Source organism: Marinobacter sp. SS13-12 (genome assembly GCF_030227115.1).
Lineage (GTDB): Bacteria > Pseudomonadota > Gammaproteobacteria > Pseudomonadales > Oleiphilaceae > Marinobacter.
Window position 1 is genome coordinate 1,951,504 of sequence record NZ_JASSUA010000001.1, and the last position, 13,027, is coordinate 1,964,530.

10 protein-coding genes are annotated in these 13,027 nt (G+C 57.2%); 5 read left to right on the forward strand and 5 right to left on the reverse strand.

Annotated elements, in window-relative coordinates; translation table 11 throughout:
* Positions 1 to 14 precede the first annotated feature (14 nt).
* Complete coding sequence (locus QPL94_RS09020; protein WP_285356901.1) at positions 15 to 575, forward strand: cytochrome b; 561 nt, start codon at positions 15 to 17, stop codon at positions 573 to 575.
* A 53-nt stretch (positions 576 to 628) separates the two neighbouring features.
* Positions 629 to 1,210, forward strand: coding sequence for a YceI family protein (locus QPL94_RS09025; protein ID WP_285356902.1), 582 nt, complete (start codon positions 629 to 631; stop codon positions 1,208 to 1,210).
* Positions 1,211 to 1,267: 57 nt separating this feature from the next.
* Here QPL94_RS09025 and QPL94_RS09030 read toward each other — a convergent pair whose 3' ends face one another.
* A complete protein-coding gene (locus QPL94_RS09030) occupies positions 1,268 to 2,905 on the reverse strand; it encodes a methyl-accepting chemotaxis protein (protein ID WP_285356903.1) in 1,638 nt (545 codons plus the stop codon).
* Positions 2,906 to 3,018: 113 nt separating this feature from the next.
* Entirely contained in the window at positions 3,019 to 3,258 is a 240-nt protein-coding gene (locus QPL94_RS09035; RefSeq protein WP_285356904.1) for a hypothetical protein, read from the reverse strand.
* 225 nt (positions 3,259 to 3,483) lie between these two features.
* On the opposite strand from QPL94_RS09035, the gene parC reads away from it, so the two are divergent.
* On the forward strand, positions 3,484 to 5,799 hold the full coding sequence (gene parC, locus QPL94_RS09040) for a DNA topoisomerase IV subunit A (RefSeq protein ID WP_285356905.1): 2,316 nt from the start codon (positions 3,484 to 3,486) through the stop codon (positions 5,797 to 5,799).
* Entirely contained in the window at positions 5,792 to 7,012 is a 1,221-nt protein-coding gene (gene serB / locus QPL94_RS09045) for a phosphoserine phosphatase SerB (RefSeq protein WP_285356906.1), read from the forward strand. The genes parC and serB overlap by 8 nt, the downstream gene beginning before the upstream one ends.
* A 48-nt stretch (positions 7,013 to 7,060) precedes the next feature.
* On the opposite strand, the gene QPL94_RS09050 is transcribed toward serB, so the two are convergent.
* From QPL94_RS09050 to epmB, 3 genes are all read right to left on the reverse strand, one after another.
* Positions 7,061 to 9,148, reverse strand: coding sequence for an EAL domain-containing response regulator (locus QPL94_RS09050; protein WP_285356907.1), 2,088 nt, complete (start codon positions 9,146 to 9,148; stop codon positions 7,061 to 7,063).
* A gap of 165 nt (positions 9,149 to 9,313) precedes the next feature.
* Positions 9,314 to 11,134, reverse strand: coding sequence for a cyclic-di-GMP receptor FimW-related protein (locus QPL94_RS09055; protein WP_285356908.1), 1,821 nt, complete (start codon positions 11,132 to 11,134; stop codon positions 9,314 to 9,316).
* A 226-nt stretch (positions 11,135 to 11,360) separates the two neighbouring features.
* Complete coding sequence (epmB, locus tag QPL94_RS09060; protein ID WP_285356909.1) at positions 11,361 to 12,401, reverse strand: EF-P beta-lysylation protein EpmB; 1,041 nt, start codon at positions 12,399 to 12,401, stop codon at positions 11,361 to 11,363.
* Between the two features lie 45 nt (positions 12,402 to 12,446).
* Here epmB and efp point away from each other — a divergent pair, with 45 nt between their 5' ends.
* Positions 12,447 to 13,022 (forward strand): elongation factor P, encoded by a 576-nt coding sequence (gene efp, locus QPL94_RS09065; protein WP_137435176.1) that lies wholly within the window; start codon positions 12,447 to 12,449, stop codon positions 13,020 to 13,022.
* The last annotated feature ends 5 nt before the right edge of the window (positions 13,023 to 13,027 follow it).

The following is a 13,027-nucleotide window of genomic DNA, read 5'->3' on the forward strand; positions in this document are numbered from 1 at the left end:
GCAAGGAGATATTCATGCAGCTACGCAACACCGCCAACCGGTTCGGGGCTGTGACCATCGGGATCCACTGGCTTGTTGCGGTTGCCGTATTCGGGCTGTTCGGACTGGGCTACTGGATGGTAGACCTGTCCTACTACGATGACTGGTATCGCACCGGCCCTGACATCCATCGAAGCATCGGTATTTTGCTATTGATGGTAATGACGCTGCGGCTGGTGTGGCGGTTCATCAACCCGGTACCGCGCCCCCTGCCCAATCACAGTCGCTTCGAGGTGTTGGCGGCTCACGGCGCCCACCTGATGTTGTATGTCCTGATTTTCGTGGCGATGGTTAGTGGGTATCTCATTTCCACTGCGGATGGGTCAACCATCAGTGTGTTCGACTGGTTTGAAGTCCCCTCGGTGACTGGCCGGATCAAGGGGATGGAGGATACCGCCGGACTGGTTCACTACTGGTCGACCTGGGCCCTGATTGTACTCGCCGGCCTTCATGGCCTGGCAGCCATCAAACATCATCTGATTGACCGGGACGATACGCTGCGGCGTATGCTGGGTACGGACCGTCGCCAACACTGATCTGAACACTATCTACAATCACGCCTTCGGGCTGTTTCAATGAGGAGATAAACATGAAAAAACTGCTGCTTGCATCCGCTGTTACATTCACCATGGTTGGTGGAGCCCAGGCATCTGAACACAGTGGCACCTACGCTTTTGATACCGAAGGTGATCACCAGTTCATTACCTTCAAGATTTCCCACCTGGGATACAGCTGGCTTTACGGTCGATTCAATGACTTCGACGGCCAGTTTGTCTACGACGCGGAAAACCCGGAAAACAGCTCTGTAGAAGTAACTGTGGATACCTCCAGCGTTGACTCAAACCACGGCGAGCGGGACAAACACCTGCGTTCGGATGATTTCCTTCATGTCAGCGAATTCCCGGAAGCAACGTTCAGGAGCAAGCGGGTAGAAGTGGACGACGAAGGTGAGGCCGATATCATCGGTGACCTGACACTGCGCGGTGTGACGAAAGAAATCACTCTTGATGTGGAAATGCTGGGGCACGGCGATGACCCATGGGGGGGCTATCGCATGGGGTTTGAAGCCGGAACCGAGTTCAAGCTGGCTGACTTCGGCATTCCCATGGACCTTGGTAAAGCCTCTGAAACGGTTGAAATGATCATTTCAGTGGAAGGCATCCGTCAGTAACCGTCCTGGTTCACCCCGTCTCGCGGTGAAGCCGGAGATGGGGCGAGATCTTCCCATTTATACCTTGAACCTTCCTGTCTGTTGTTCCAGCTCCCTGGCGTAGCCGTCCAGCGACTTGCTAATACGGTCGATGCTACCTGACCGTTCCAGCCCTTCAAACGCCAGGTCATTGATTTCTGTAACACTGCGATTAATCTCGTCGACCACTTGAGTCTGCTCTTCTGTCGCCGACGCCACGCTGGTATTCATGTCGCTGATGTCCGCCATCGATTCAAGAATTCCCTGCAGCTCGGCCTCGGCTTCAGTCGCAAGTTTTTCGGTTTCCACCGCTTCCTTGCTTCCGGTTTCCATCACCGCCACGATATCGGCAACGCCGGTCTGAAGGGCGGTAATCATGGTCTGTATGTCTTCGGTCGACTGCTGTGTTCGTTTGGCCAGTGTGCGCACTTCGTCGGCAACCACGGCAAAGCCCCGGCCCTGCTCCCCGGCGCGGGCAGCCTCTATCGCAGCGTTGAGTGCCAGCAGGTTGGTCTGGTCGGCGATTTCCCGAATAACATCCAGAACCGAAGTAATGTTCTCCGAGTCCTGTGAAAGCTTGCGTATAACCTCCACAGCTTTGGATATCTGTGCAGCCAGGCGTTGTACCTGGACCGATGAGTTGCGGATGATGGTCGCACCATTCCGCCCCTTTTCCTGGGCGTGTCTGGTGATGTCGGCTGCGCGAGAGGCATTGCCCGCCACCTCCTCAATGGCACTTTGCATCTCATTGATGGCGGTTGCGACCATGGAAATGGCATCTGTTTGCCGGGTTACGCCATTGCTGTTGTCATGGGCGGTCGAGGACAATTCAGAGGCACCTTCGCCCAGTTGTTTGCTTAGATTCTGGATGGAGCCGATCATGCCCTGGAGGTTTTCAAGCACGTGATTAAAACTTGCGGCAAGCTTTCCGAGATCATCGTCCATTTCAACGGGAATACGCTGAGTGAGATCTCCCTCCCCCTGGGCAATGTTGTCCAGCTGTTTCCTTAGCACGCTCACAGACTGGATAATCATACGAAGGATGATAACGAACAGAAGAATACCAATGATGAGGGCGCCGGCCGTTATAGCCAGTATAAAGACGGAACTGGCCATCCCTTCGTCCGATGCTTCGCGGGCGGTGATCTGTGCCTGCTCATCGGCATGTATCCCGACACTGTCAAAATACTCCCTTAGTTGGCTGAAGGCTTGATTGCTCTGGCCAGTCAACAATTGGTTGCCCGCGTCGGGGTCGCCTGCCTGCGCCATCTCCATGGATTGGCGGGCTGAGTTTAGCCAGCGGTCGTAGGTATTGCGAAAGCCATTGGTTATTTCGGAAACACCGGTGCCGCTCAGGCGCTCGACGGCCGCGTTCATTCTGTCCAGTGCTTGTCCGGCATTTTCTTCGAAATCCGCCTTGTGCTGATTGGGGCGCTCGTCATTCTCGGTGGCGCTGATGAAGGACATCTGCGCGACCAGAGCCTGGTAAAGGTCGCGATCACCGTTGAGGGCTTCGCTTACAGCGGGGAGGTAGCGATCGGAAAGCGTATCAGTATCAGAGACGAGATTCCGCGCCGTCAGGACGCTGAAAAGACCTATCACAATCAGGGCGATGGCGGAAATTGCAAAAGGTAAGGCGACTTTGGCTCTCAGGCCCAAGGAGTTTCTTATATTCATCTTTCCATCCTGACTTCTTGTTGCAGCGTAGCGCGGTCAGTCAGGATAGCACTGGAAAGGAGCTTATCTTTGTTGATAAGTGTAACGCTTGATAGTGACTCGTAAGTGACACGTTAATAGGTGTCAGTGGAACCATGGCCAGATTGCCCGTTGCGGCAAAGGTGACGCTGGCGCCAGAACTGGCCAAAAAAGATAACCAGGCCGATCAGAAGTCCCGCCCAGATATAAGGTTCTGCCAGCTGGAAGGTGCCGCTTATGGCGAACTCCACTAACAGCATCAGGGCCAGAGCAAGAACAGCGTTGACCACGGCCGTCATCATGGCCTGCCCGCAGGCTATCAGGTTGGGTCTCATAGTTCTCCACTCTCGGATGTCGTGAAACGGGTCATCGTTTTACTGATTGCGAGCATACGGTGAGCGTTAAACTGTCTCCATGCGGGAATTCCGCTATTGGAAATCCGACAGGGTGTTGGTGTATCCGCCCCCGCCTCCATATAATGTGCCCTCCGGCTGCCGGCCGGGTAACCAGCGGAATTGATATCACGCAACTCACGCAAGTCACGCAACAAAGGGGCATCCATGCCAGAGTTTCAGACCACGGATGAAGGCTTTGAGCGGGTTTCATTGAGGGACTACACCGAGAAGGCCTACCTTGATTACTCCATGTACGTCATTCTCGACAGGGCTTTACCCAATGTGGGTGACGGCCTGAAGCCGGTTCAGCGCCGGATCATCTATGCCATGTCCGAGCTCGGTCTCAAGTCCACGTCGAAGTACAAGAAGTCCGCCCGCACGGTCGGTGATGTTCTGGGCAAGTTTCACCCTCACGGTGACAGCGCCTGTTACGAGGCCATGGTACTGATGGCCCAGCCGTTCTCATACCGCTATCCGCTGGTCGACGGCCAGGGCAACTGGGGGGCGCCTGACGACCCCAAATCCTTCGCCGCCATGCGTTACACGGAATCCCGTCTGGCCAAATTTGCCGATGTCCTGCTCAGTGAGCTGGGGCAGGGCACGGTGGACTGGGTGCCGAACTTTGATGGCACCATGGATGAACCGTCGGTGTTGCCCGCCCGATTGCCTCACGTTCTGCTGAACGGTACCACCGGTATTGCGGTGGGTATGGCAACGGATATACCCCCCCACAATGTGCGGGAAATTACGGCCGCCTGTGTGCGCCTGCTCGACCAGCCGGATGCCACCACTGATGACCTGTGCGAGCACGTCAAGGGCCCGGATTTCCCGACGTATGCGGAGATCATCACCCCCCGCAAGGACATCCGGCAGATGTATGAAACCGGCAAGGGTTCGCTGCGGATGCGTGCCCGCTGGATCAACGAAAGCGGCGAAATCGTGGTGACGGACCTGCCGCACCAGGTCTCGGGTAACCGGGTACTGGAACAGATCGCCCAGCAGATGCAGACCAAAAAGCTGCCTATGGTGGCGGACCTGCGGGACGAATCGGACCATGAAAACCCGACCCGCCTGGTGATTGTTCCCCGCTCCAACCGGGTGGACCAGGAAGGGCTGATGGCCCACCTGTTTGCCAGCACCGATCTGGAGAAAACCTACCGGGTCAACATCAACGTGATCGGCAACGATGGCCGCCCGGCCGTGAAGGGCCTGCGGGTCATGCTGACGGAATGGCTTAGCTTCCGTCGTACCACGGTTACCCGGCGCCTCCAGCATCGCCTCGACAAGGTGCTCGCACGCCTGCATATCCTTGAAGGCCTGCTGGTTGCCTACCTGAATATCGATGAAGTCATTGCGATTATCCGTTACGAAGATAAGCCCAAGGCTGAACTGATCTCCCGCTTCGGGCTGTCGGAAGAGCAGGCCGAAGCCATTCTCGAGCTTAAATTGCGCCACCTGGCCAAGCTCGAGGAAATGAAAATCCGTGGTGAGCAGGACGAGCTGGCCGCCGAGCGGGATGAGCTCCAGGCCATTCTGGGGTCAGAGGACCGCCTGCGGGAGCTGATCAAGGATGAGCTGCTGGCGGATGCGGAAACCTATGGCGACGACCGCCGCTCGCCGATTGTTGAACGCAGCGAGGCAAGGGCCTTCAGCGAAACCGAACTGGTATCCAATGATCCGGTGACGGTTGTGCTGTCCGAGAAAGGTTGGGTCAGGGCGGCCAAGGGCCATGATATTGAGCCGGAGGGCCTCAGCTACAAGGCCGGCGACAAGTTTGCCATGGCCGCGAAAGGGCGCAATAACCAGCAGGCGGTGTTCCTGGATTCCACCGGGCGCGCCTATTCCCTGGTTGCCCACTCGCTCCCGTCTGCCAGGGGGCAGGGCGAGCCCCTGAGTGGTCGCATCAACCCACCTTCGGGCGCGACTTTCTCCGGCCTGCTGATGGGCGATCCGGCCCGCAAGGTGTTGCTCGTTACAGACGGCGGCTACGGGTTTGTGACCTCCCTGAATGACATGATCAGCAAGAACCGCAACGGCAAAGCGGTGGTGTCGGTGCCGAAAGGGGCGGAAATCATGCCGCCGGTGACCGTGCCGGACTCTGAGAAACCACTGTACCTGGGCGCGATTTCCAACGAGGGCCGGATGCTGGTGTTCCCTCTGAGTGAGTTGCCGGAGTTGTCGAAGGGTAAGGGCAACAAGATCATCAGCATTCCCTCGGCGCGGGTGCAGAACCGGGAAGAGTATGTGGTGGCCGTTGCGGTGTTTGCCGAAGATGACCAACTGGAAATTCGCGCCGGCAAGCGCAAGATGGGCCTGCAGTTCAGCGATCTGGAGCATTACCTGGGTGAGCGCGGCCGTCGTGGCCACAAGCTGCCCCGAGGACTCCAGCGGGTGGATGCCATTGATGTCATCCAGTCGGCCAGCAATGCTGCTGAGGCCGCTGACGCAGCAAGTGCAGAGGAGCAGCCTGACCGTGAGTGAGTTGGTTCTGATTAATGTGTCGGGGCGCGACAAGCCCGGCCTGACGTCCGAGATCACCGGCATCATGGGCCAGTACCATGTGCGGATTCTGGACATTGGCCAGGCGGTGATTCACGACCACCTGACCTGGGGGATCCTGATCGAGATCCCCGACGAGTCCAAGTCCTCACCGGTGATCCGTGACCTGCTGTTCCGGTTGCATTCGCTGGACCTGCAGGTGCGCTTTGCGCCCATCACTATCGATGAGTATCAGCAATGGGCTGAGGGCCGCAACCGTGCCTGTTACATCGTCACCTTGCTGTCGCGGGATATCAAGGCCGAGCAGATTGCGCGGGTGTCGGCCATTACCGCCCGTCATGGCCTGAACATCGACAACATCAGCCGGCTCTCGGCGCGGCCGTCACTGAATCCCTCAGACAACCGCATTGCCTGTGTGGAGTTCTCCGTCAGGGGCACGCCTTCTGATCTGGAACAGCTGCGCTCTGATTTCCTGCACATAGCCGGTGAGATGAACGTGGACATTGCCTTCCAGGAAGATTCCATTTTTCGCCGCAATCGGCGGCTGGTGGTGTTCGATATGGACTCCACGCTGATCGATGCCGAGGTGATCGACGAGCTCGCGCTTGAAGCAGGTGTGGGCCCCCAGGTGGCAGAGATTACCGAGCGCGCCATGCAGGGGGAGCTGGACTTCAGCCAGAGCTTTGCAGAACGCCTGGCCCTGCTCAAGGGTCTGGACGAGTCGGTGCTGGAAGGGATTGCCGCGCGCCTGCGTCTGACCGAGGGCGCAGAGCATCTGATCCTGAGCCTGAAGTCGCTGGGTTATCGCACGGCGATTCTGTCCGGCGGCTTCACCTACTTTGCCCATCATCTGCAGCAGAAGTTGGGCATTGATTACGTCTATGCCAATGAGCTGGAAATCGAGAATGGCAAGGTCACTGGCCGCGTGGCCGGGCAGATTGTTGATGGCAGGCGCAAAGCGGAACTGCTTCTGGAAATTGCGGAACGCGAGCATATCTCACGGGAACAGGTGATCGCCGTCGGTGATGGTGCCAACGACCTGCCCATGCTGAGCCAGGCTGGCCTGGGCGTTGCGTTTCGGGCAAAGCCACTGGTCAAGGAGTCCGCCCGCCACTCCATCTCGACCCTGGGGCTGGACGCCATTCTCTATCTGATCGGGTTCAGGGAAAACGACAGCCTTCAGATAGGGAAGTAATCATCGGGATGGGCTGGCCAAAGGGCCAGCCCGTCCAGATGCTGAGGGCTAGTGATCGCCGAAGTCGTAGTTCATCTCCGGAACCGGCGCCTGCAGGTAGTAGCCCTGGATATAGTTCACACCGGCCTGCCACAGGGTTGCCAGAACGCTGGCATTTTCCACCAGGGGCACGATGGTCAGTTTGCCGGCGCTTTGCAGGCTCTTGACCATCTCCTTGACCTCTTCCTTGGCTTCGTCCTTCTTCTGAAGCTCTTCGGTAAACGAACCGTCAATCTTCACGTAATCCACGTCGATATGCTTCAGGGTATTGAAGGGATTCAGTGCGCACCCGAACTGACAGATCGAGACCTTGGCGTGCAACTCATGAACAGCTTTGGCAAATTCCTTGGCCTGTTTCATGAAGTTGTTGGCGTCACCTTCACGAATCTGGAAAATCAGTGAGTCACCGGGCAGGCGGGCTGCCTTCAATGCCACGCTCAGCCATGGCGTGAACGTTTTGTCCTCCAGGGTTTCTGCCGTTACGTTCAGGAACAGCCGCGTGTCATGGCCACGTGAGCGGTGGCTGGACAACTGTTTGATCGTTTGCAGGATTACCCAGCGGTCTATCTTGATGGCCATTTCCGAGGGGCCGACCGGCGGCAGGAAGTCGTAGGGCGAAACCTCTTCATTGTCCTTGTTGAGCATTCTGACAAACGCTTCGTAGTGCTCTTCGCCTTCGCCTCTCAGGTTGATGATGGGCTGGAACAGAAGCCGGAAGCGGTTGTCGTCCAGAGCTTTCTGTATGGCATCGACAGAGTTGCTTTCATCCATCGATTCATAGTCGGCAGGGTTGTAAACCAGAACACCGTTGCCCTGCTCGTGGCCCTCTTTCTTCTTCAGCTCCGAGGAAGCGGTATGAGCGCGTCCCATCAGGTCAGGGGCCTTGGGCGCATTCTCGGTAATAGCGGCAACACCGATGCTCAGGGTCAGCTGTACCGTGCGGCCATTGATATCAAACAGGTGGTCCTCTACTTTCTTGCAGAGGGCTTCACACTGATCTGCCAGGGTTTTTTCTTCGCAGGGCTGACAAAGCAGGCAGAAAGCATCATCGCTGAGGCGGGCGAGAATCATGTTCTCGGGCGTCTGTTCCTTGAGCAGGGTGGCCAGATCTCCCAGCATGAGATCCGCGCCGGCAATGCCAACCTGGCCCTTCAGGCTCATGAAATTATCAAGAGCGATGTAGGCCAGGGCGCCCGTCTGATTGTCTTTGCCGGCTTTCGCGATGGCCTGGCCTAGCGCGTCCATCAGGTATTGCCTGTTGAACAGACCGGTCAGCAGATCCTGACTGCTGATCTGGCGAATCTTCTCCTCCAGCTCAGCGTCGCTGTGTTCGGGCTGGATCACAATCTGGGTACAGATTTCACCGTCGTAAGTGGCCGCTGACACAGACATGGTGACGTTGAGTTCCTGGTCATCACTACGGCGGGCCACGCAGTTCATGGTCATGCCGTCTTCACCACTTTCGGCAAAGGACTTCATGAACTCCTTGTATTTTTCCTGGCTTTCCGGGGTCAGGGTATCCAGCACCGGTATACAGATCAGGTCGTCAATATCGTCGTAGCCAAGGAACTCCATGTAGGACTGGTTGGCATAGATGTGCATGCCATCATTGATATAGGCAATGGCGTCCTTGGAGCTTTCCAGCAACAACTGGCAACGCTGCTCGGCTTCACGCAGGTGTGACTCCAGGGTTCTGCGCCGACGACGGTCCTCGAGTGCACTCAGTTCGCGGTTAACCACCAGCACCAGTTGATCGGTGTTCTCGAAGGGCACGGCATCATGGGCACCGGCTTTCATGACGGCGACCGTGCGCTCACGGTTGAATTCACTGGTCAGCAGTACAGACGGAATATCCTTGTCCATGCGACGAATCATGGCCAGGGCGCCGTCAGGACCGAATTCCTGGTCCGCGTCGTCCCGCGCCAGTAACAGGTCCCAGTTGCCTGCTTTCAGGGTTTCCTCCAGATCTTCCTCAGAGGTGATGCGATGGGCCCGCGTGGCCTTGCCGGAGTTCCGGAGCAGGCTCACAAGAGTCTCGGCATCGTTTTGTGAGGGGTCAAGGATCAGCAGGTGTACGGTTGCGTTCTTTTTCTGCATTCGTCAGATGTCTCGTGATACGCGTTAACTGTGCCGGCTCTATTTCAGGTACAGAGTTGCTAGTACAGAGCCGGTCTTTCACTAACGCTGAATGATGCAGGGGTTACCGTTTAATAACAACCCTTGGCGCCAGCCGTAGCGCCTCTGATTGTCTGAAATGCAGACCTAGAGTGACGGCCACAGCGAATCAAATTCGTCCTCGCTGGCACCCGCCGCAGCCGGCATGGCGTGCGTGGTTGCAGCTCCGCTATTCTGAAGCTTGAGCTCGAACTGGCTGATGCTGCCGGTTGCGGAGATCTTGCGGGAAAGTGTGCCCTGATCCTCGCGGCCATCGTGGAGCAGCGATATCCGGCTCCCGGACTGAAACGGAAGCCGTGGTGTGATCAGGGTCGCCGCCTGGTTAACCACGCTGATCTCTGGCAAGAGCAGGCCCCGAAGGTATTCGCTGCTGTTGCCCACTTTCTGGATCAGACGTACACCGCAGGGCGCCGCACTGGGAGCCAGCAGTTCGATACCCACCTGGGTGCCCTGGTTGCGAACCTGGCGTATCCAGCGCACCACGGCAATACTCCAGGGGTGGTTGGACTGTTCACGAACCCCGAGTATTTCTCCGGCTTGCAGCGACGCCGGCACGTTGGTCTCCCAGCCGACGCAGTAGCCGCCGGGGCTGGTGTTGATCAGCAGGGCATGGTGAGACTGTGGGCGCCTGCGGTCATGTTCGCTGTCGGGTGTGGCGCCAATGCTGTTGCGGAAGTTGATGGGGGTATCCGCTGACTGGATCGGGTCGTCGTTGGGGCCGGCATCATGGGCTCCGGCCCAGGCGTCTTCCCGCCGACGTGATGATCTCATGAACTGATTGTCCTGATCATGGCCATGCTCATGGTGGCCACTGTCATTGCCACTGACAAACTCATTGAATGTCTTGGCGCCCGCCACGTAAAAGTGGGTGGCTGTCAGCCCCACGCATATTTCCAGGGTTCCCTGGCTGGAAATGCGGTTGAAATTCCGCTTCGCGAGAATGCCCAGCGCCTGGCTGAGGTGGGTCAGCAGCGTGTCACTGACCCGGGATGGAAGCTCCAGATTGCTGGCAGTGTAGCCATTCTTCTGGTGACGGGAGTGCAGTGACTCGATGATGTGTTCTGACAGTTCACGGGTATCGAAGTTGTAACTGTCGTTTCCGGGCTTCTGCTCCAGCAGGCTGCGGTATATGGGCGCAGTGTCCCGCTCCATATTCACCACAAACAGGCTGTCGTTGTCTGTCTCTGGGCCACAGGAAACGAGATGAGTCCAGTTTTCGAACAGGTCGTAGACCTGCGCCAGTTCCGCTTGCCGCAACTGGTTGGGCCGGGCGCAGCCAAGCAGCAGAATGCGCTTGTAACTGTCCTCTACCGTGCTGGTCCGACGGTGGCTCAGAGTTTCATCGTCGACAGACAGCCTGTTGAGCTTGTTGCGATGGGCAAACCGGAACAGGCGATGACATTCCAGCCAGCTCTGTGCCGGGCTGGGGCAATACAGTTGGTGGGATCGCACAATAGTGGCTGCCAGCTCAGAAATGGCCCGGTGAATCGCTGTGGCCACCGCTTTCCTGTGCTTGTCCAGCCCGCCATTATCCAGAAACTCCAGGACACAGAGCTTGTAGCCGCTGGCTGCGTGAAGCTGGAGTGCCTGGGACAGATTGGCAATCTTGCGCTGCTTTTCAGGCAGCGCAATGGCCATGCCCAGATAGTGCCTCGACAGTTCGGAGCAGACAAAGTGTATTTTCGGGCGAATCAGTTCCAGTAGTTGAAGGCGCTGCTGCGGCGCGATAAACAGGTGGTTGAGCTCGATAATGGCGTGGTAGAGCTGCCGCGAAGCCTCCCCAATATTGGCCATGGGCAGCTGGTTGACCCAGTCCCTGAAGGCCTTTGGTGATGTCTGGCAAAAAGAGAGACTCGCCGTTTTCTGTTCAGGAACACGGAGATCGGGTTTCAGGATCATGCCTTCCATGAGTTCACGCCAATTGTCTGGACCACGGTTGGTACTCCGGTTTGCGCCACGAGCCACAGGCTATGACTTCTGGCGCCTGCGGGTATTAATGGGAAAACGCCGAAAATACAGTTTTTTATTGTTATCACTCATTGCACTCTAAAATAGCAAACGCATAACAAAAAGCGAGAAAAGCACGAGTTGACAATGTTTAACAAGTAAATTTGGGCCAACTTTGCCAAATGTGTCACGCAAAAAGGTCAAGCGGGGTCTTCCCGGGGCGGTCAGGCAGTTCCCTGACAAGCTTTGGGACCAGGAATCCGGGGAGTGTAGCGATCAGTTGCCGGACCAGCTCCCGCGCCTTATCGTCACTGACGCTGAAATGATGGGCGCCTTCCACCGGGTCAAAAGCGTGGAGGTAATAGGGCAGCACACCACATTCAAACAACCGCTCGCTCAGTTCGGCCAATACGACTGCCGAATCGTTAACGCCTTTAAGGACAACGCTCTGATTCAGCAGGGTGACGCCGGCGGCCTTCAGCCGCCCCAGAGCGAGCCGGGTGTCATTATCCAGCTCCGCCGGATGATTGGCGTGAATCACCATTACCATCTGCAGCCGGCTGGCGGAAAGCCACGCCAGCAACGAGTCGCAAACACGTTGAGGAATCACAACCGGCAGCCGTGTGTGAATCCTGAGGCGGCGGATATGGGAAATGTCCGCCAGGGATTCGGCCCAGGATGACAGCAACCGATCATTGGCGACAAGCGGGTCACCCCCGCTGAATATTACCTCATTGATGCGGTTGTCATTGGCCAGGGTCGTCAGTGCTTCTACCCGGTCCTCCGGCGATAGCCGATGTTCGTCATAGGGGAAATGACGGCGGAAGCAATAGCGACAGTTAATGGCACATTGACCGGTAACCATCAGCAGGGCGCGACTCTGGTATTTCCGGATCAGCCCGGTCGCCTGCATCGACTCGCTCTCCTGTAGCGGATCACGGACAAATCCGGATTGCGCAACGGTTTCGGCGAAGAGCGGCAGAACCTGCCGTAACAACGGGTCGGCCGGATCACCCGGAACGATGCGTTGCAGATAGGGCTCCGGTACCCGCAGCGGAAACAGGCGGTGGCCTTCTGTAGCACCGGACAGCCAGATGGCCGGGTCAAGCCGGAGTCGCCTGAGCAGGTCCTCTGGCGTGGTGACAGACGCTGACAGTAGCTGTTGCCAGCTGCGCGTATCACGATCGACTGGGCGGGCTTCTATACGGGTGGCGGTTCGCTGTATCATAGCGACCTTCGAATTTTTATACGCATCTTTTCAGGTGATAATTTCATGGCTTCATATTCTACCAACGAATTCCGCGGCGGTCTTAAGGTTTTGCTGGACGGCGATCCCTGTATCATTCTCGATAACGAATTCGTAAAACCCGGCAAGGGTCAGGCATTCAACCGTGTCAAGCTGCGCAACCTGATGACCAATCGCCAGTGGGAGCGCACCTTCAAGTCCGGTGAAAGCCTGGAAGCCGCCGACGTCATCGATCTGGAAATGGAGTACCTGTACACAGACGGTGAGTTCTGGCACTTCATGAAGACAGACGGCTCGTTCGAGCAGTACCCGGCGGATGCCAAGGCTGTTGGTGATGCCCTCAAGTGGTTGAAAGAGCAGGACGTTTATACCGTCACGCTGTATAACGGCGCACCGCTGACGGTGACGCCGCCGAATTTTGTTGAACTGGAAGTGGTGGATACCGACCCGGGCATGAAAGGCGACACCGCCCAGGGTGGCACCAAGCCGGCAACCCTCTCTACCGGTGCCGTCGTGAACGTGCCGCTGTTCATAACCATCGGTGAAGTACTCAAGGTAGACACCCGCTCCGGCGAATACGTCAACCGTGTGAAAGGCGGCTGATTGGT